Here is a 20,091-nt window from a genome sequence, read left to right on the forward strand (position 1 = left end):
CGCATGTGATCACCTGTAGGAGCTGCCGAAGGCTGCGATCTTTTGCTTTTAAAGCGGAGCAGGCTCTTGGGTCGGCTTGGACTTGTCGATCGCCGGCACATGCAGATTGCCCTCGGCCACTTGATCGCCTTCAAGCTGCGGTTGGGTTACCCAAGTGAGGATGTCGTAATAACGACGGATGTTCGCCACGAAATGCACCGGCTCGCCGCCCCGGGCGTAGCCGTAGCGGGTCTTGCTGTACCACTGCTTCTGCGACAGGCGCGGCAGGATCTTCTTCACGTCCAGCCACTTGTCCGGGTTCAACCCTTCCTTGGCGGTCAGTTTGCGCGCGTCGTCCAGATGGCCGCTGCCGACGTTATAGGCGGCCAGAGCAAACCAGGTGCGATCTGGCTCCTTGATCGAATCGTCGAGCTGATCCTTCATATAGGCCAGGTACTTGGCGCCGCCCATGATGCTCTGCTTCGGATCGAGGCGATTGGACACGCCCATCGCCCGAGCGGTGTTCTGGGTCAGCATCATCAAGCCGCGCACGCCGGTTTTCGAGGTGACTGTCGGTTGCCACAACGATTCCTGATAACCGATGGCAGCCAGTAGACGCCAGTCGACTTTCTCTTTCTTGGCGTAACTCTTGAAGTGTTGTTCGTACTTGGGCAGGCGCTGCTGCAAGTGCTGGGCGAACGTGGTGGCGCCCATGTAGCCGAGAACGTCGACGTGCCCGTAATAGCGGTCTTTGAGGCGTTGCAGGGTGCCATTCTTCTGCACCTTGTCGAGATAGCTGTTGATCTCGTTGAGAAGGCTGTTGTCTTCGCCCGGGCCCACCGCCCAGCTCTGGCTGCGCGCATCGCCGAGGTCGAAGGCCACGCGAATGTTGGTGAAGTACACCTGGTTCATCGCCACTTCGTTGGAGTCGACCAGCGTCAGGTCGATCTGGCCTTCGTCGACCATGCGCAGCAAGTCGACCACCTCAACGGCGTCAGATTCTTCGTACTCGATGCCCGGGTTTTTCTTTTTCAGCTCGGCCAGTTGCTCGGCATGGGTGCTGCCCTTGAGCACCATGATCTTCTTGCCGACCAGATCACCAGCGTCGGTCGGCCGTGACTGGCCATTGCGATAGATGATCTGCGGGGTGACTTCGAGGTAGGAGTGGGAGAAACGCACCTGCGTCTTGCGTTGTTCGCTGCTGACCAGACCTGCGGCTGCCAATACCGGGCCGTTCGGCTTGCCAATCTGGTTGAAGAGATCGTCGAGGTTGTCGGCAGTTTCGATTTTCAGTTCGACGCCCAAATCGTCGGCGAAGCGCTTCACCAGCTCGTATTCGAAGCCGGTTTCACCGCTGCGATCCTGAAAGTAGGTGGCGGGGCTGTTTCGGGTAATCACCCGCAGCACACCATCCTCCTTTACGCGCTCGAGTGTGTTGGGTTTATCAACACAGCCACCGAGCATCAGGAAGAGTCCGGTTGCGATCAGCCATTTGGCGTACCGCGGACGCAAAGCCGTTGGGAAAAACATTTGCGCAGTATACGCAAAGGACTGCGGGCGCCATATCTCGACAGCGCAGGGCAGGTCTGCTAGAGATCACAAAACCGGACAAAACCCCGCAGAAATGGGGCCGAAGGGTATTTTGTTACAGTAAAAATAAGCCGTCTTCACAGGCCGGTTAAATTTGACTCACGAATCAGAAACACAGATCGACATGCGAGTGCAACCGTGCGTAGCGTTTCGGGTGATGTTGAAGGCGGTTTAGGCTAGAATGCACGGCCTCAAAGCACACCCCTTCCCGAGGCTGTCCCGAAGATGTTGATCCTGCGCGGCGCTCCTGCCCTTTCTGCCTTTCGCCACAGCAAACTCCTTGAGCAACTGAGCCAGAAGGTTCCGGCTGTCAGTGGCTTGTATGCTGAATTCGCTCACTTCGCCGAAGTCACCGGCGTCCTGACCGGCGACGAACAGCAGGTGCTTGCGCGCCTTCTGAAGTACGGTCCAAGCGTTCCGGTACAAGAGCCGACCGGCCGTCTGTTCCTGGTGTTGCCGCGTTTCGGCACCATCTCGCCATGGTCGAGCAAGGCCAGCGACATCGCCCGCAACTGCGGCCTGAGCAAGATCCAGCGTCTGGAGCGCGGCATCGCGTTCTACGTGGCCGGTCAGTTCAGCGAAGCCGAAGCGCAGCAGATTGCCGATGTCCTGCATGACCGCATGACCCAGATCGTTCTGGCCAACCTCGAACAGGCTGCCGGTCTGTTCAGCCACGCCGAACCGAAGCCGCTGACCGCGATCGACATCCTCGGCGGCGGTCGCGCCGCGCTGGAAAAGGCCAACACCGAGCTGGGCCTGGCCCTGGCCGAAGACGAGATCGACTATCTGGTCGATGCCTTCAATGGCCTCAAGCGTAATCCGCACGACATCGAACTGATGATGTTCGCTCAGGCCAACTCCGAGCACTGCCGCCACAAGATCTTCAACGCCAGTTGGGATATTGATGGTGAGAACCAGGAAAAAAGCCTGTTCGGCATGATCAAGAACACCTACGTGATGCACAGCGAAGGCGTTCTGTCGGCTTATAAGGACAACGCCTCGGTGATCGTCGGCAACGTTGCCGGCCGTTTCTTCCCGAACCCTGAAACCCGCCAGTACGGCGCGGTGCAGGAGCCGGTGCACATCCTGATGAAGGTTGAAACCCACAACCACCCGACCGCGATTGCCCCGTTCCCGGGCGCATCCACCGGTTCCGGTGGCGAGATCCGCGACGAAGGTGCAACCGGTCGTGGCGCCAAGCCAAAGGCTGGCCTGACCGGTTTCACCGTGTCTAACCTGCAAATCCCTGGCTTCGAACAGCCGTGGGAAGTGCCGTACGGCAAGCCTGAGCGCATCGTCACTGCGCTGGACATCATGATCGAAGGTCCGCTGGGCGGTGCCGCGTTCAACAACGAATTCGGTCGTCCGGCCCTGACCGGCTACTTCCGTACCTTCGAACAATCGATCACCACCCCGCACGGTGACGAAGTTCGCGGTTACCACAAGCCGATCATGTTGGCCGGCGGCATGGGCAACATCCGCGAAGAACACGTCAAGAAAGGCGAGATCGTCGTTGGCTCCAAGCTGATCGTGCTCGGTGGCCCGGCGATGCTGATCGGCCTGGGTGGCGGCGCCGCTTCCTCCATGGCCACCGGCACCAGCTCGGCGGATCTGGACTTCGCTTCCGTGCAGCGTGAAAACCCTGAAATGGAGCGTCGTTGCCAGGAAGTCATCGACCGTTGCTGGCAACTGGGTGACAAGAACCCGATCAGCTTCATCCACGACGTTGGCGCGGGCGGTCTGTCCAACGCCTTCCCGGAACTGGTCAACGACGGCGACCGCGGTGGTCGTTTCGAACTGCGCAACATTCCAAACGACGAGCCGGGCATGGCCCCGCACGAAATCTGGTCCAACGAATCCCAGGAACGTTACGTGCTGGCCGTTGGCCCGGAAGACTTCGAGCGCTTCCAGGCGATCTGCGAACGTGAGCGTTGCCCGTTTGCCGTCGTCGGTGAAGCCACCGCCGAACCGCAGCTTACTGTCACGGATAGCCACTTCGGCAACAACCCGGTGGACATGCCACTGGAAGTGTTGCTGGGCAAGGCGCCACGCATGCACCGTTCGGTGGTTCGTGAAGCCGAGCTGGGCGATGACTTCGATCCGTCCAACCTCGACATCACTGAAAGCATCGAGCGCGTTTTGCATCACCCGGCCGTGGCGAGCAAGAGCTTCCTGATCACCATTGGCGACCGCACCATCACCGGCCTTGTGGCCCGTGACCAAATGGTCGGCCCATGGCAGGTTCCGGTGGCCGACGTTGCCGTGACCGCCACCAGTTTCGACGTTTACACCGGTGAAGCGATGGCGATGGGCGAGCGTACTCCGCTGGCTCTGCTGGACGCCCCGGCGTCGGGCCGCATGGCCATCGGCGAAACCCTGACCAACATTGCCGCTTCGCGCATCAACAAGCTCTCCGACATCAAACTGTCGGCGAACTGGATGTCTGCTGCCGGCCACCCGGGCGAAGACGCGCGTCTGTACGACACCGTGAAAGCGGTCGGCATGGAGCTGTGCCCTGAGCTGGGCATTACCATTCCGGTCGGCAAGGACTCGATGTCCATGGCCACTCGCTGGAACGATGACGGCGAAGAAAAAACCGTGACCTCGCCGATGTCGCTGATCGTGACCGGTTTCGCGCCAGTGGCTGACATCCGTCAGACCCTGACCCCGGAGCTGCGCATGGACAAGGGCACCACCGACCTGATCCTGATCGACCTCGGTCGCGGTCAGAACCGGATGGGCGCCTCGATCCTTGCTCAGGTTCACGGCAAGCTCGGCAAGCACGCGCCGGACGTCGATGACGCCGAAGACTTGAAAGCCTTCTTCGCGGTGATCCAGGGGCTCAACGCCGACGGTCACCTGCTGGCTTACCACGACCGTTCCGACGGTGGTCTGCTGACCTCCGTGGTGGAAATGGCCTTCGCCGGCCACTGCGGTCTGAGCCTGAACCTCGACAGCGTTGCCGAATCCTCGGCCGAAATCGCCGCCATCCTGTTCAACGAAGAACTGGGTGCGGTGATTCAGGTTCGTCAGGACGCCACGCCAGACATCCTCGCGCAGTTCAGCGCTGCCGGTCTGGGCGACTGTGTTTCCGTGATCGGTCAGCCGATGAACAATGGCCAGATCAACATCACCTTCAACGGTGACACCGTGTTCGAAGGTCAGCGTCGTCTGCTGCAACGTCAGTGGGCTGAAACCAGCTACCAGATCCAGCGTCTGCGCGATAACGCCGACTGCGCCGAGCAAGAGTTCGACGTGCTGCTGGAAGAAGACAATCCGGGCCTGAGCGTCAAGCTCAGCTACGACGTCAACCAGGACGTCGCCGCGCCTTACATCAAGAAAGGCATTCGCCCACAGGTTGCCGTGCTGCGTGAGCAGGGCGTCAACGGTCAGGTGGAAATGGCGGCCGCGTTCGACCGCGCCGGTTTCAACGCGATCGACGTGCACATGAGCGATATTCTGGCCGGCCGTGTCGATCTGAACGAGTTCAAAGGTCTGGTGGCGTGCGGTGGTTTCTCCTACGGCGACGTACTCGGCGCCGGTGAAGGCTGGGCCAAGTCGGCGCTGTTCAACAGCCGCGCTCGCGATGCGTTCCAGGGCTTCTTCGAACGTAACGACAGCTTCACCCTCGGCGTGTGCAACGGTTGCCAGATGATGTCCAACCTGCACGAGCTGATTCCGGGCAGCGAGTTCTGGCCGCACTTCGTGCGCAACCGCTCCGAGCAGTTCGAAGCGCGTGTGGCGATGGTTCAGGTTCAGGAGTCGAACTCGATCTTCCTGCAGGGCATGGCCGGTTCGCGTATGCCGATCGCCATCGCTCACGGTGAAGGTCATGCCGAGTTCTCCAGCGAAGAAGCATTGCTGGAAGCGGATCTGTCGGGTTGTGTGGCGATGCGTTTTGTCGACAACCATGGCAAGGTCACTGAATCGTATCCGGCCAACCCGAACGGTTCGCCGCGCGGGATTACCGGTCTCACCAGCCGTGATGGCCGTGTGACGATCATGATGCCGCACCCGGAGCGTGTGTTCCGCGCCGTGCAGAACTCGTGGCGTTCGGAAGACTGGAACGAAGACGCACCTTGGATGCGTATGTTCCGTAATGCTCGTGTGTGGGTTAACTAAGCGTCGTGTACAAGCTTGGGTTTTTTGTTCCTGACAGTCATGTCGAGGTGGTCAAAGGGGCCGTGTTCGCTGCCGGTGGTGGGCGGATCGGTGACTATGACCACTGTGCCTGGCAGGTGCTTGGGTCTGGCCAGTTTCGGCCTTTGGATGGCAGTCAGCCGTTTATTGGTGAGGCGGGGCAGGTCGAGCGGGTTGAGGAATGGAAGGTTGAGCTTGTGGTGGCGGATGAGTTGATCGTGGCTGTTGTGGCGGCGTTGAAGCTCAGTCATCCGTATGAGACGCCGGCTTATGAAGTGTGGCGGCTGGAAGATTTCTGATCTTTCTGCCGCTGGAATGAAAAACCCGCTGAGAGTGATTTCAGCGGGTTTTTTGTTGCCCCCGATTTGAGGGGTTAGCTCATTCAAATGTGGGAGCCAGCCTGCTGGCGATGGCGCCCTGACAGGCGACCATGTTCTGGCTGACTGGGTGAATATCCATTTCTTCGGGTGCTGCCGCTGGCGGTTTCGCTCTTACAGCGAGTCACTTTGGCAAACGCCCCAAAGTAACCAAAGGTCTGTGCCCCAACGTTCGGCCCACTCGCTAACGCTCGGGGTTCCTTCGCTCCGGGTTTCATCCGGGGGCATCGCCTCCGGTTTGCTTCGCTGCACCTCCTCTCGATGTGTTCGACTTCGTCGAACGGCGCTGCGCGCCTACCCCCCGGATGAATCCCTCCACTCAGCCTGCCGACGGGGCCCGTGAAGCAAGATCAAGAGCTGCAGCCGAGCTAACGCTCATCCTGTTGAGTGGGGCGGCTTTGCCGCATGGTTTGTGCGCAAATCAAAACTGTGGGAGCTTGCCAGCGATGACCGCCTGGTAGTGACGAAACTATTTAGCAGGTTATGGGTTTTGGCTGGCCAGGTACTCTTCCAGGGTCAAGTCTTTGTCCCCGTCCTTGTTGTACTCATTCCAAACAAACTCTCTCATCGTTTTGGCATAGCCTTCGGTGCCTTTGGCGAACTCTTCGATAGTAAGGATTCCGTCCTTGTTTGCGTCCAGATTTTTGTAGGTTTCTTTCAGATGCTCGAGTTGTTCTGCGTCCGTCATTTTCTTTGCCATGTCGCAGCCATCCTTTATGAATTAAGTGCAGGGTTATCGAGGCTACGACATAAAAACTGCCTGATTCAGTCAACGTAATAACGTCGGTCGAGGCGGTCAACTGTCAGACCTGACAGTTGACAGTGCCGACAATGTGGGGGCGATTTCATTCCTGAATGCACCGGCTCACGTGTAGGAGCTGCCGAAGGCTGCGATCTGTTGATCCTGCTTTTGATGTTGAAACGTCAAAGTCAAAAGATCGCAGCCTTCGGCAGCTCCTACACGAGGGAGGCGATTCGCGTTGTTTAACTGGATGTGAGATCACCAGAACCTTCCCACAAGGTTTTCAGGTTGTCCGTCGGACGTCGGATCTCTAGTCTTTGGCTGTCACCGCAAATCGGTGATCGGGTGTGAGAACCCGGTAAGAGGTTTTAATCAAACGTCAGTAGCACCATAATCGCCGCCAGCTTATTTGCTGCCGGCAATGTTCTATGGCGGCTGTGTGCGGGCGGACTTCGGTTCGGCCGGGTTGATCTCTTACCGGTTTCTCACTCCGCACATAGCTGCCACCTCTTCGTCGCGTGAGAAACGACCAGTGATGGCTTCAATCATTTGATTAGAGATCATTGCAATGACCAAGCCCGTACCCGATCCACCCGAAACCAAAACCCCACTCGAAGAAGCCCTCCGTGCCGAAGACCAGGCCCGAAACCGCGAAGCCATCAAACGCGCTCTCGACTTCTACCTGTGCCCCGAACCCGCAAAGCCGCGCCGACCGAGCTCCATGTTCATGGTCTGCCCCCAGGTGGACACCGAAAGCCTGCTCGCCCATGCCTGTGAGTCATTAGCCTCGGCAAGCACCGCCGCCAGCAACTTTGCCAATGAGCTAAGCGGTTCTCAGCGCAGCACGGTATTAGGCATCCAGCAAATCGTCATGCTCGCCGAACTGGCGGTAAACCGAGCACTGGATCGAGTCGACCCACAAACCTGACGACCGCGTCATCGTTCATTGCCAGCAGGCTGGCTCCCACAGTTGAAACGCACTCCCTTGTGGGAGCTAGCCTGCTAGCGATGAGGCCAGCCCAGACACCAGACTTTTAAACCTTGGCACTGACCTCACTGCGATTGACCAGCGCCTCAAGTGCGCCACTCAAACCCGCAGCCTTATCCCCCACCAGCAAATGCCAAACCCCACCTTCCAACTGGCTGACACCCTGACAACCCAGCTCTTTCAACTGCGCCTCGGACAGCGCCTTGCCATCCGCCAGCAGCAAGCGAATCCGGCTCATGGCGATGCAATCGAGTTGCAGCACGTTGTCGCCGCCGCCCAGCGCATTCAGCCATTGCTGAGCTTCCGAACCCGCGACCACAACCGCTTTCGGTTCATCGGCAACCGCCACAGGCTCGGCAAGAACCGCACGCCCCAACGCCGGCATCGCCAGGCGAATCTCATCTGCAATGCTGTCAGCCATCGGCCCGACCACCACCTGCAAACTGCCACCCTTGCCCGGGCGCACGACTGCCATTGCGCCGAGCGCTTTCAGATCTGCATCGGATGCTTTGTTGCGATCGACCATCTCCAGTCGCAGACGGGTAGTGCAAGCGCCAACGGTCAGCAGATTCTCCGCACCACCGAGGGCTTTGATGTAAGCCCCGGCTCGTTGGTTTTCGGTGAGGACGGCTTTCTCAGCGGTCGCCACATCCTCACGCCCCGGCGTTTTCAGATTGAAGCGACGAATACAGAAATCAAACACCACGTAATACACAACCGCGTACGCCAGCCCGACAGGGACCACCAGCCAGCCATTGGTGGACTTGCCCCAGCCAAGCACCATGTCGATAAACCCACCAGAAAACGTAAAGCCCAAATGGATGTTCAGCGCATTGGTAATCGCCATCGACAACCCGGTCAGCAGCGCGTGCAGCAGGAACAGCAGTGGCGCCAGAAACATGAAGGCGAATTCGATTGGCTCGGTCACGCCGGTCAGGAATGAAGTCAGGGCCATCGACAGGAAGATCCCGCCCATGACCTTGCGCCGCTCCGGCAGGGCGTTGCGGTACATCGCCAGGCATGCGGCAGGCAGGCCGAAGATCATCATCGGGAACATGCCGGTCATGAACTGGCCGCCTTTCGGATCGCCAGCGAAGTAGCGCGACAGGTCGCCGGTCACCAGTGCGCCTGTAGTCGGATCGGTGAAGTTACCGAACACGAACCACGCCATGTTGTTGAGGATGTGGTGCAGGCCGGTGACGATCAACAAGCGGTTGAACACGCCGAAGACGAAGGCACCGAGGCTGCCGCTTTCCATCATCAGGCTGCCGAAGCTGTTGATGCCGTGCTGGATCGGCGGCCAGATGTAGCCGAATACCACGCCCAGACCGACTGCAGCGAAACCCGTGACAATCGGCACAAACCGCCGGCCACCGAAGAACGCCAGATACTCCGGCAGTTTGATGTCCTTGAAGCGGTTGTACAGCGCGCCGGCCATCAGGCCGCTGACAATGCCGGCGAGCATGCCCATGTTGATGCTCGCGTCGAGCACTTTGAGGGTGGAGATCATCACCAGATAACCGATCACCCCGGCCAGGCCTGCGGTGCCGTTGTTGTCCTTGGCGAACCCGACGGCGATGCCGATGGCGAAGATCATCGCCAGGTTGGCGAAGATCACTTGGCCGGCATCGTGGATGATCGCGATGTTCAGCAGGTCGGTGTCACCCAGACGCAGCAGCAGACCGGCAATCGGCAGGATCGCGATCGGCAGCATCAGCGCGCGGCCGAGGCGTTGCAGGCCTTCGATGAAGAGTTGGTACATGGTGGTTCTCCCTGCTCTTTTATAGAGCGCTTTTTTGTTAGCGCAGAGGCCAATGTTGATGGCAGGCGTGACGCACCGCCGCAGCGCTGCTCAGCTTGAGCAGGTCACGGGCGAGGCGTTGGCATTCGGCTTCGTGCAACTGGCGCACGCGATCTTTGATTTCACCGATCTGCACCGGGCTGACCGACAGTTCGGTTACGCCGAGGCCGATCAATACCGGCGTTGCCAGTGGATCAGAGGCCAACGCACCGCACACGCCGACCCACCGTTTGTGCACCGCCGCGCCTTCGCAGGTCATGGCGATCAGGCGCAGCAGCGCCGGGTGCAAAGCGTCGACTCGTGCGGCGAGGCCGGCGTGGTCGCGATCCATGGCGAGGGTGTATTGGGAGAGATCGTTGGTGCCGATCGACAGGAAGTCTGCGTGCTCAGCCAGTTGTTCGGCTTGCAGTGCGGCGGCCGGGACTTCGATCATCACGCCGATTTCCGGGCGTTGCGTGATGTTCAGTTCCAGGCACAACGCATCGACGCGTTCGCGAATGTGCAGCAATTCGTCGACTTCGGTGACCATCGGCAACAGGATTCGGCAACGCTGCAACGGGCTGACTTGCAGCAGCGCGCGCAGTTGCTGATCGAGGATTTCCGGGCGGGCCTGAGCCAGACGAATACCGCGCAGGCCGAGCACCGGGTTGGCTTCGGCGGGCAGTGGCAGGTAGTCGAGTTGTTTGTCGCCGCCAACGTCGATGGTGCGGATGATCACTGACTTGTCGCCCATCGCATCGATGACGGCTTGATAGGCGGCGCGCTGTTCTTCGACGTCTGGCGCGGTCTGGCGATCGACGAACAGGAATTCGGTGCGTAGCAGACCGACGCCGTCGGCACCGTTGGCAAAGGCGTCCGTTGCTTCAGCGCTGGAGGCGACGTTGGCGACCACTTCGATGGCCACGCCATTGCGTGTTTCGGCCGGCAGGTGCGCCTTGGCTTGTTGCGCGTCGCGGCGTTGTTGACGGTCGATTTGCGCTTGTTGAACTTCGGCCAGTCGTTCTGCATTGGGTGTCAGTTCAAGGCGACCGTTATCGGCGTCGAGCACCACCGCTTGGCCTTGTGGTTGATCAAGCAATGCCGACCCCAAAGCAACCATGCACGGCAAACCTTTGCCCCGCGCCAGAATCGCCACGTGCGACGTCGCGCCGCCCTCGGCCATGCACAACCCGGCGACACTTTGCGCGCTGAGTTGCAGCAGATCCGACGGGGTCAGTTCATGCGCGGCGACAATGGCGCCGGCCGGCACGTCGTAATGCCAGGCTTCGCCGAGCAGGGCACGCAGCACGCGTTGCTTGAGGTCGCGCAGGTCGTTGGCGCGTTCGGCCAGCAGCGCGCTGCCGGTTTGCTGGAGCACTTCGCACTGCACATCAATCGACTGGCTCCAGGCGTGAGTCGCGGCAGAGCCTTGCTCGATGGATTGTTGCGCAGCGTCGAGCAGAGCCGGGTCTTCCAGCAGCGCCATGTGTGCGGCGAAGATTGCTTCTTCGTCGGTGTTCTTGTGCTTTTTCGCCTGAGCGAGGGTGCCGTCGATTTCGCTGCGCACCTGATTCAACGCGGCTTCAAGTTTCTCCAGTTGCTCAAGCGAATCATGATTGCCTGCATCCGCCGGCAAGTTGATCGCGTTCAAGCGAAACAGCGGCCCACCGATCAATCCCGGCGCAGCACAAACACCGTGTAACACCCCAGCCTCGGCCGGACGTTTGCGTGGTGCAACACTGACCGGCGCAGCGGCGTGATGATCATCCGGTAGCGCAGTGGCCAAAGCCGTGAGCAAGGCTTGCAGCGCAGCTTCGGCGTCCGGGCCCTGACAACTGACTTGCACTTCGTCCTGCTCGCCGACCGCCAGCCCCATCAACCCGATCAGGCTGTTGCACGGCGCCGTTTTGCCGGCGAAGTGCAGGTGCGACTGGCTCTTGAAACCTTGTGCGGTCTGGCGAATCAGTGCGGCGGGGCGCGCATGCAGACCGCCGCGATGCGCGACCCGCACATGCCCGTGAACCTTAGGCCCGCCGATTTCTTCTGCATTGGTCGCCGCACTGTGGCGCGCGATGATGTGCAACAACGGCTCGCCAACCTTCACCGCTTTGAGGGTGATTGGCCGCACTTGAAAATCCTGGCTGTTGGTCAGGATCAACAGGCTGACCAGGCTTTTGCACTGCCGGCCGACCTTGTCCAGGTCGTAGCGCAACAGCGGCTGACCCTGGGTGACGCGCAAACCTTCCTTGACCAGCATCGAGAAGCCTTCGCCGTTCAATTCAACGGTGTCGAGACCCAGGTGCAGGAGGATTTCCGCGCCATTGTCGGCACGCACGGTGAGGGCGTGTCCGGTGCGCGCGACATGGATGATCACCCCGGCACACGGTGAATACAGGGTGTCGTTCAACGGGTCGATGGCAATGCCATCGCCCATCGCGCCGCTGGCGAACACCGCGTCCGGGACTTTGGCGAGCGTGAGCACCGGGCCGCTGAGCGGGGCGCTGAGGGTCAGCTCTTTATTGTTGTTGTGCATGGCTCGGTCTCATCAGGAAATTCGCTGGCCCCTGTAGGAGCTGCCGAAGGCTGCGATCTTTTGATCTTGTTTTTCGGTACGTCAAAATCAAAAGATCGCAGCCTGCGGCAGCTCCTACAGAGTTGTGTATCTGTGGTTAATGCGTGCGGGTCACTTTGCTCAAGTGGCGCGGCTGATCCGGGTCCATGCCTCGGGCTACGGCGAGTCCGGCAGCCATCACGTAGAAACTCTGGATCGCCAGAATCGGGTCGAGGACCGGGTGTTCGGCGCGGCTCAGGGTCAGGTCGCGTTCGCTGACGTCGTCCGGCGCGGCCAGCAAGACGCGGGCGCCGCGTTGGCGCATTTCTGCCGCCAGACTCAAGAGCCCGGCCTGTTCGGCGCCGCGTGGTGCGAAGACCAGCAGCGGGTAGTGTTCGTCGATCAGCGCCATCGGGCCGTGACGGACTTCGGCGCTGCTGAAGGCTTCGGCCTGGATCGCCGAGGTTTCTTTGAACTTCAGCGCCGCTTCCTGAGCGATGGCAAAACCGGCACCGCGACCGATCACCATCAGGCGTTCGCAATCGCGCAGGGCATCAATGGCCACGCTCCAGTCCTGTTGCGCCGCTTCGCGCAGGCCTTCGGGCAGTGCGTTGTGGGCTTGCAGCAATTCGTTGTCCTCTTTCCAGTGCGCGATCAAACGAGCGCTGGCGCTGAGGGTGGCGATAAAACTCTTGGTCGCGGCGACGCTGCTTTCGGTACCGGCGAGCAGCGGCACGCTGAATTCACACGCGGCTTCCAGCGGCGAATCGGCGGCGTTGACCATGGAAACGCTGAGCGCCCCACGCTTGCGCAGCAGACGCAGACTGTTGACCAGATCCGGGCTCTGACCGGACTGCGAGAACGCGAAGGCGACCTGTCCGCTAACCTTCAGCGGCGCCTGCTGCATGGTCACCACCGACATCGGCAACGACGCCACCGGCACGCCCAATTGTTGCATGGTCAGGTAGGCGAAGTAGCTCGCCGCGTGGTCTGAACTGCCGCGCGCGACAGTCATCGCCACTTGCGGCGGCTGACGGCGCAGACGCCCGGCGATCTCGATCAGTTGCGGGTCGAGTTGTTGCAGTTGGGCCTGCACGGCCTCGAACGAGGACAGCGCCTCTTCAAGCATTTTTGAAGTCAATGTCTTCTCCTTCGACCATGACGGCGGTCAGTGTGAGTGAGCGATCCAGCCGCACGCAGTCGGCCCAGGCGCCTGGTTCAAGGCGCCCGCGTTCGGTGATGCCGAGGTAGTCGGCGGGGAATTGCGAAAGTCGTTGCGAGGCTTCGGCGATGGGCAAACCGATCTTCACCAGGTTGCGCAGGGCCTGATCCATGGTCAGGGTGCTGCCGGCCAGCGTGCCGTCGGGCAGGCGCACGCCGCCCAGGCATTTGGTCACGGTGTGGCTGCCGAGCTTGTATTCACCGTCGGGCATGCCAGCGGCGGCGGTCGAGTCGGTGACGCAGTACAGGCACGGGATCGAGCGCAGGGCCACGCGGATGGCGCCGGGGTGTACGTGGAGCAAATCCGGAATCAGCTCGGCGTACTTGGCATGGGCCAGTGCCGCGCCGACGATCCCCGGCTCGCGGTGATGCAGCGGGCTCATGGCGTTGTACAAATGGGTGAAACTGGTGGCGCCGGCGTCGAGCGCGGCGACACCTTCCTCGTAACTGCCGAGGGTGTGGCCGATCTGCATGCGGATGCCACGGCGGCTGAGTTCACGGATCAAAGCGTCGTGGCCGGCGATTTCCGGGGCGATGGTGATGACCCGGATCGGCGCCAGCGCCAGATATTCTTCGACTTCGGCCATCAACGCGGTGTGGGCGAAGTTTGGTTGCGCGCCGAGTTTGCCGGGGTTGATGTAGGGGCCTTCGAGGTGGACGCCCAGGACTCGGGCACTGTTGGCCGGGCGCTGTTCGCAGAATTCGCCGACTGCCTTGAGTACGCTGGAGATCTCGGCACTCGGTGCGGTCATGGTGGTGGCCAGCAGCGAAGTGGTGCCGAAGCGCACGTGGGTTCTGGTGATGGTCTCGAAAGCGCTGGCGCCTTCCATGATGTCTTTGCCGCCACCGCCGTGAACGTGCAGGTCGATGAAGCCCGGCAGCAGATAAGGCAGATCGTTGTCCGCCGGATCGCAAGGCACGCCTTCGATCGACACGACTTTGCCGTGTTCGTGAATCAGCCGGCCGCGAACCCAGCCGTGAGCGGTGAGGATGTTGTCTTCAGACATTTCGGTTCTCGCTGTTTGACGTCTGCGCCCGGTTAGCGGCGCAGCTCTGCAACAAAGTCGTAGTAGTCGTTGCGGCAATAGGTGTCGGTGACTTCGATCGGCGTGTTGTCTTCCAGATAGCCGACCCGGGTCATCAGCAGCATGGCGGTGCCGGGGGCGATGCCGACCAGCGCGGCGAACTCGTCCGAGGCGTTGATCGCCTGGATGTGCTGCAAGGCGCGGACGATCGGTTTGCCGATGCCGTCGAGGTATTCGTAGAGCGAATCGCCCACCGCTTGCGGTTTGGGCATGATCGAGGCGGGCAGGGTGCTCATCTCGATGGCCATCACGGTGTCGTCGGCTTTGCGCAGGCGCTTCATGCGCGCGACCTTGTCGTTCGGCGACAGGCTCAGGCGAATCAGTTCTTCGTGGGTCGGCAGGGTGATTTCCCGCTCCAGCCATTGCGAGCTGGGCACGAAGCCCTTGAGGCGGAGCATTTCACTGAAGCCTGAGAGGCGGGAGAGGGGTTGCTCCAGACGTGGGGTGATGAAGGTGCCGGAACCTTGCAAACGACGGATCAAACCTTGATCGAGCAGAACTTCCAGTGCCTTGCGCGCTGTCACCCGGGAGATGCCCAACTGTTCGCTGAGATTGCGCTCGGATGGCATCGCCTGTTCGGCTTTCCACTGCCCGGCATGAATGGCCGCTTCCAGGTTGCGCGCCAGTTGCAGGTACAGCGGCGTCGGCTGGGAATCGTCTGGGCGTAGGACGTGTAGGTCATTCATGTAGGTCATTTCCGGCGCGAGTATAGGATTGTTGTGGCGCGCTTGTGAGGCGGAAATTAATACCACTTGAATACCATGTCAACGCGGGGAAATGGCCGTTGGCCCAATGAAATGGCGGGTTTTAGGGGGAGTGGTTTTAAGTGGTATTAGTGGGTGGCTTTAAAAAGCAAAAGATCGCAGCCTGCGGCAGCTCCTACAGTGGGAAGTGGTATCAACCCTGTAGGCGCTGACGCAGTCTGCGATCTTTTGATTTATTTTTTCGAGAGCGACCAAAGGTCGGTCGTTAAGGGCGAATCTCGATCATCGTGCCGTCCGGCACCAAGCCCCAGACTTCGCGCATGTCCATGTTGCGCATGGCGATGCAGCCGTCGGTCCAGTCCAGGGTGTGGAACAGATCTTCGGGCGTTTCTTCCGAGTCCGGCGTGCCGTGGATCATGATCATGCCGCCAGGCTCGACGCCTTCACGCCGGGCACGCGCCGAATCGCTGATATTCGGGTAAGAAATGTGCATCGACAGATTGAATTTTTCGCTGGTCTTGCGCCAGTCGATCCAATAGAAGCCTTCAGGTGTGCGCTTGTCGCCTTCAATCAGTTTCGGACCTTTTTTTGCTCCCTTGCCCAGAGAGATGCGATAGGTCTTGAGTGGCTTGCCGTCGACGATCAACTGCAGTTGATGAGCCGATTTGAGCACCAGTACTTTTTCGATGAGAGGCGTATTCGACGGCGTCACGGTGGTCACGAATGACGCTTGCGAGACCGTGACGAACGACAGGCAAAACAGGGCAAGCAACCAGCGCATTGAAACGATTCCCCAAGGAGTGACGCAGATATTTTATTTATAGAGGCTTTTAGGTGATGGCAGGCTGGGCCAGCGGCGGAATCGATTCGGAACGAACCGGATAGATCTCGGCGCGCCGGTCAGCGAAGAAGCATTCTAGGGTACGGCCCACCGTGCGGAAAGCCAGTTCGTCCCAGGGGATGTCGGCTTCGTCGAATAGTTGTACTTCCAGGCTTTCGGGGCCGGCGGCAAAATCCAGATCGACCAGTTCGGCGCGGAAGAACACATGCACCTGGCTGATGTGCGGCACATCGATCAGGGTATAGATGCTCAGGTTACGCACCCGGGCGCAGGCTTCCTCGGCGGTTTCGCGGGTCGCGGCTTGCTCGATCGTTTCGCCGTTCTCCATGAATCCGGCGGGCAACGTCCAGTAACCGAGGCGCGGTTCGATGGCGCGGCGGCAGAGCAACACTTGAGTGCCCCAGGTCGCGACGCAACCGGCAACGATATTGGGGTTCTGATAGTGAATGGTCTGACAGCTATCGCAGACAAATCGCAGCCGCGAGTCGCCTTCGGGAATGCGCTGTGTCACCGGGTTACCGCACTGGCTGCAAAATTTCATGCTGGGGTTCCTGAATGCTGCGCCTATCTTGGCGTGCAGCGGTGCCGGTCGGCAAGTTGTCGTTTCGCGACACGGCAAGATTCAGGGGCTTGGGCGGTCGCAATGATTGGTGCATGATGCAGGGCAAGGCACAGATCGAGAACACTCATGCTGGACGAGCTACTGCATCGGGTAAGCAACCACACACCGCGCACGCTGGAGACCGACACACGTTTCCCCGAGGCCGCCGTTCTGGTGCCGATCACCCGCAGTGACGAGCCGGAACTGGTATTGACCCTGCGCGCCAGCGGTCTCTCGACTCACGGCGGCGAAGTCGCCTTCCCCGGTGGACGCCGCGATCCCGAAGACCCCGATCTGATTTTCACTGCCCTGCGCGAAGCCGAAGAAGAGATCGGCCTGCCGCCGGGACTGGTCGAAGTGATCGGCCCGCTCAGTCCGCTGATCTCCCTGCACGGTATAAAGGTCACGCCTTATGTCGGCGTGATCCCCGATTTTGTCGAATATCTGGCCAACGATGCGGAAATCGCTGCCGTATTCAGTGTGCCACTGGAATTCTTCCGCAAAGACCCTCGCGAACACACCCATCGCATCGACTATCAGGGGCGCAGTTGGTATGTGCCGAGCTATCGGTACGGTGAATTCAAGATCTGGGGGCTGACAGCGATCATGATCGTCGAGTTGATCAATCTGCTCTATGACGCGAAAATCAGCCTGCATCAGCCGCCTAAAAGCTTTATCAACACCTGAAAGCCATCGCTCGAATGGCCCTTCATCGTGAGCCCTGAGGAAAACAAGATGAAATACCGCTTGGGCGACGCCCGTGTCGAAACCCATCCACAGAGCTGGGTCGCCCCCAACGCCGTGCTGGTGGGCAAGGTCAAGCTGGAAGAGGGCGCCAACGTCTGGTTCAACGCCGTGCTGCGCGGCGACAACGAACTGATCCTGATCGGCAAGAACAGCAACGTCCAGGACGGTACGGTGATGCACACCGACATGGGTTTTCCGCTGACCATCGGCACCGGCGTGACCATTGGCCACAACGCCATGCTGCATGGCTGCACAGTCGGCGATTACAGCCTGATCGGCATTAACGCGGTGATTCTCAACGGCGCGAAGATCGGCAAAAACTGCATCATTGGCGCGAACTCGCTGATCGGTGAAGGCAAGGAAATTCCCGACGGTTCGCTGGTCATGGGTTCGCCGGGCAAGGTCGTGCGAGAACTGACCGAGCCACAGAAGAAGATGCTCGAGGCCAGCGCCGCACACTATGTGCATAACTCCCAGCGTTATGCGCGTGATCTGGTTGAGCAGGAAGAATGAACACGCCTGAAAGACCTGTGAAATCACCCTGCGTGAACATCTGCGCACTGGATGAGGATGATATTTGCACGGGCTGCCAGCGGACGGTCGAGGAGATTACCCGTTGGAGCCGGATGAGCAATGAAGAGCGGCGGGCAGTGTTGGGGTCGTGTCATGAGCGGGCGAAGGCCAGCGGGTTGCTTTGGATGATGCCTTCAAAATCTTCATCGACTTGAAAATGCCCTCACCCTAACCCTCTCCCAGAGGGAGAGGGGACTGACCGAGGTGTCTTTCGCTATACGCCGACTTGGCATACCGAGTCGAACTCAGGTTTCGAAACGCACCCGATCTGCTCCCTTTCCCCCTCGCCCCCTTGGGGGAGAGGGCTGGGGTGAGGGGGTGGCTCTTGATCTGCCGGTCAAGTAACCTGTGCGCCAATCTGCCAGGTCGCCCCCATGATTTTCCTCATCGCCTATATCAGCAGCGTCGTGCTGATCAACTTCGCCTTCTCCACCGCGCCCCACCTGGACATCATCTGGTCGGCCTGGGGTGGTTTGGTGTTCGTGCTGCGCGACATGGTGCAAACCCGCTTTGGTCATGGCGCCATCGTTGCGATGCTGGCGGCGCTGGTGTTGTCTTACGTCACATCCGATCCGTCCATTGCCCTGGCCAGCGCCACGGCGTTCGCGGTCTCCGAGTGCATCGACTGGCTGGTGTTCAGCATCACCAAGCGGCCGTTGCGCGACCGTTTGTGGATCAGTTCGGCGCTGAGCATTCCCCTCGATACCTTCATCTTTTTCGGCATGATCGACCTGCTGACGCCACCCGTGATCATCACCGCGCTGGCCTCGAAATTTGCCGGCGTCACCGCCGTCTGGCTGATCATGGCCTGGCGTGATCGCAAACAGGCCGTCGCCAGCTGAAGCCAAACCCTCGGGTTCATGTAAAATGCCGCGCTTTCTCCCCATGGAAAGCGCGCCAGGCGTTGCTTTCCTCGATGATCCGCTTCTTTGAGGACCTGAGATGACCCGTATCGGAACTCCATTGTCGCCAACCGCGACCCGCGTATTGCTGTGTGGCTGTGGTGAGTTGGGCAAGGAAGTGGTGATCGAGCTGCAACGCTTGGGCGTTGAAGTGATTGCCGTCGACCGTTACGCCAACGCGCCGGCCATGCAAGTCGCCCATCGCAGCCACGTGATCAACATGCTCGACGGCGCGGCCCTGCGTGCAGTCATCGAGGCCGAGAAACCGCACTTCATCGTGCCGGAAATCGAAGCCATCGCCACCGCCACTCTGGTCGAACTGGAAGCTGAAGGCTTCACCGTGATCCCGACCGCTCGCGCTGCGCAATTGACCATGAACCGCGAAGGCATCCGTCGTCTGGCCGCTGAAGAGCTGGACCTGCCGACCTCGCCGTACCACTTTGCCGACACCTTCGAGGACTACAGCAAAGCCGTTCAGGACTTGGGTTTCCCATGTGTCGTGAAACCGGTGATGAGTTCGTCGGGCAAAGGCCAAAGCCTGCTGCGCAGCAACGATGACGTGCAGAAGGCCTGGGACTACGCTCAAGAGGGCGGCCGCGCGGGCAAGGGTCGGGTGATCATCGAAGGCTTTATCGATTTCGACTACGAAATCACTCTGCTGACCGTGCGCCATATGGGTGGCACCACGTTCTGCGCGCCAGTGGGTCACCGCCAGGAGAAGGGCGATTACCAGGAATCCTGGCAGCCACAGGCCATGAGCCCGATTGCGCTGGCGGAATCCGAGCGCGTTGCCAAAGCCGTGACCGAGGCGTTGGGCGGCCGTGGTCTGTTTGGCGTCGAGCTGTTCATCAAAGGTGATCAGGTGTGGTTCAGCGAAGTGTCGCCGCGCCCGCATGATACCGGTCTGGTCACACTGATTTCCCAGGATCTGTCGCAGTTCGCCTTGCACGCTCGGGCCATTCTCGGCCTGCCAGTGCCGCTGATCCGTCAGTTCGGGCCATCGGCTTCGGCGGTTATTCTGGTGGAAGGTCAGTCGACCCAGACGGCATTCGCCAACCTTGGCGCTGCGCTGAGCGAGCCGGATACCGCGCTGCGTCTGTTCGGCAAGCCTGAGGTCAATGGTCAGCGCCGCATGGGCGTGGCATTGGCGCGGGATGAGTCGATCGAGGCCGCTCGTGCCAAGGCGACCCGTGCGGCTCAGGCTGTTGTCGTAGAACTCTAAACCGAGGCGCGGCATTCGCGAGCAGGCTCGCTCCCACTGGGAAATGCA

The 20,091-nt window shown here is 60.3% G+C and carries 17 protein-coding genes; 8 read left to right on the forward strand and 9 right to left on the reverse strand.

The window, feature by feature from the left end:
- Positions 1-48 precede the first annotated feature (48 nt).
- A complete protein-coding gene (gene mltF / locus ACA074_RS05120; RefSeq protein ID WP_489879169.1) occupies positions 49-1,509 on the reverse strand; it encodes a membrane-bound lytic murein transglycosylase MltF in 1,461 nt (486 codons plus the stop codon).
- Between the two features lie 285 nt (positions 1,510-1,794).
- On the opposite strand from mltF, the gene purL reads away from it, so the two are divergent.
- Both purL and ACA074_RS05130 read left to right on the forward strand, forming a co-directional pair.
- The gene (gene purL / locus ACA074_RS05125) at positions 1,795-5,691 is read left to right on the forward strand and encodes a phosphoribosylformylglycinamidine synthase (protein WP_497678547.1); all 3,897 of its coding nucleotides are present in this window, start codon (positions 1,795-1,797) and stop codon (positions 5,689-5,691) included.
- A gap of 5 nt (positions 5,692-5,696) precedes the next feature.
- A complete protein-coding gene (locus tag ACA074_RS05130) occupies positions 5,697-6,008 on the forward strand; it encodes a YqfO family protein (protein ID WP_102356444.1) in 312 nt (103 codons plus the stop codon).
- Between the two features lie 559 nt (positions 6,009-6,567).
- Here the strand turns inward: ACA074_RS05130 and ACA074_RS05135 are convergent.
- Positions 6,568-6,786 (reverse strand): EF-hand domain-containing protein, encoded by a 219-nt coding sequence (locus ACA074_RS05135; protein WP_489879167.1) that lies wholly within the window; start codon positions 6,784-6,786, stop codon positions 6,568-6,570.
- 610 nt (positions 6,787-7,396) lie between these two features.
- Here ACA074_RS05135 and ACA074_RS05140 point away from each other — a divergent pair.
- Positions 7,397-7,756, forward strand: a complete 360-nt coding sequence (locus ACA074_RS05140; RefSeq protein WP_489879166.1) for a DUF6124 family protein — start codon at positions 7,397-7,399, stop codon at positions 7,754-7,756.
- 106 nt (positions 7,757-7,862) lie between these two features.
- Here ACA074_RS05140 and nagE read toward each other — a convergent pair whose 3' ends face one another.
- The 7 genes from nagE to ACA074_RS05175 form a co-directional block, all read right to left on the reverse strand.
- Positions 7,863-9,578, reverse strand: coding sequence for an N-acetylglucosamine-specific PTS transporter subunit IIBC (gene nagE, locus ACA074_RS05145; protein ID WP_489879165.1), 1,716 nt, complete (start codon positions 9,576-9,578; stop codon positions 7,863-7,865).
- A gap of 37 nt (positions 9,579-9,615) precedes the next feature.
- Entirely contained in the window at positions 9,616-12,129 is a 2,514-nt protein-coding gene (ptsP, locus tag ACA074_RS05150; protein WP_497678548.1) for a phosphoenolpyruvate--protein phosphotransferase, read from the reverse strand.
- 136 nt (positions 12,130-12,265) lie between these two features.
- Complete coding sequence (locus tag ACA074_RS05155) at positions 12,266-13,288, reverse strand: SIS domain-containing protein (RefSeq protein WP_187680019.1); 1,023 nt, start codon at positions 13,286-13,288, stop codon at positions 12,266-12,268.
- Positions 13,269-14,375 (reverse strand): N-acetylglucosamine-6-phosphate deacetylase, encoded by a 1,107-nt coding sequence (gene nagA, locus ACA074_RS05160; RefSeq protein WP_187680018.1) that lies wholly within the window; start codon positions 14,373-14,375, stop codon positions 13,269-13,271. Before nagA ends, ACA074_RS05155 begins: the two co-directional genes overlap by 20 nt.
- A 32-nt stretch (positions 14,376-14,407) precedes the next feature.
- A complete protein-coding gene (locus ACA074_RS05165) occupies positions 14,408-15,139 on the reverse strand; it encodes a GntR family transcriptional regulator (RefSeq protein WP_370872606.1) in 732 nt (243 codons plus the stop codon).
- 283 nt (positions 15,140-15,422) lie between these two features.
- Positions 15,423-15,938 (reverse strand): L,D-transpeptidase family protein, encoded by a 516-nt coding sequence (locus ACA074_RS05170; protein WP_187680016.1) that lies wholly within the window; start codon positions 15,936-15,938, stop codon positions 15,423-15,425.
- 49 nt (positions 15,939-15,987) lie between these two features.
- Positions 15,988-16,539: an NUDIX hydrolase gene (locus ACA074_RS05175; RefSeq protein ID WP_497678549.1), complete on the reverse strand. Its 552-nt coding sequence runs from the start codon at positions 16,537-16,539 to the stop codon at positions 15,988-15,990.
- 147 nt (positions 16,540-16,686) lie between these two features.
- On the opposite strand from ACA074_RS05175, the gene ACA074_RS05180 reads away from it, so the two are divergent.
- The 5 genes from ACA074_RS05180 (at position 16,687) to purT (ending at position 20,043) form a co-directional block, all read left to right on the forward strand.
- On the forward strand, positions 16,687-17,286 hold the full coding sequence (locus ACA074_RS05180) for a CoA pyrophosphatase (RefSeq protein ID WP_187680014.1): 600 nt from the start codon (positions 16,687-16,689) through the stop codon (positions 17,284-17,286).
- A 48-nt stretch (positions 17,287-17,334) separates the two neighbouring features.
- Positions 17,335-17,859 carry a gamma carbonic anhydrase family protein gene (locus ACA074_RS05185; protein ID WP_034154816.1) on the forward strand — a complete coding sequence of 175 codons (525 nt, stop codon included), beginning with the start codon at positions 17,335-17,337 and terminating at the stop codon, positions 17,857-17,859.
- Complete coding sequence (locus ACA074_RS05190; protein WP_497678550.1) at positions 17,856-18,074, forward strand: DUF1289 domain-containing protein; 219 nt, start codon at positions 17,856-17,858, stop codon at positions 18,072-18,074. The genes ACA074_RS05185 and ACA074_RS05190 overlap by 4 nt, the downstream gene beginning before the upstream one ends.
- Before the next feature lie 219 nt (positions 18,075-18,293).
- Complete coding sequence (locus tag ACA074_RS05195) at positions 18,294-18,761, forward strand: preQ0 transporter (RefSeq protein WP_187680012.1); 468 nt, start codon at positions 18,294-18,296, stop codon at positions 18,759-18,761.
- A 100-nt stretch (positions 18,762-18,861) separates the two neighbouring features.
- The gene (gene purT / locus ACA074_RS05200; RefSeq protein ID WP_187680011.1) at positions 18,862-20,043 is read left to right on the forward strand and encodes a formate-dependent phosphoribosylglycinamide formyltransferase; all 1,182 of its coding nucleotides are present in this window, start codon (positions 18,862-18,864) and stop codon (positions 20,041-20,043) included.
- The last annotated feature ends 48 nt before the right edge of the window (positions 20,044-20,091 follow it).

Source organism: Pseudomonas sp. LBUM1655, from assembly GCF_059716085.1.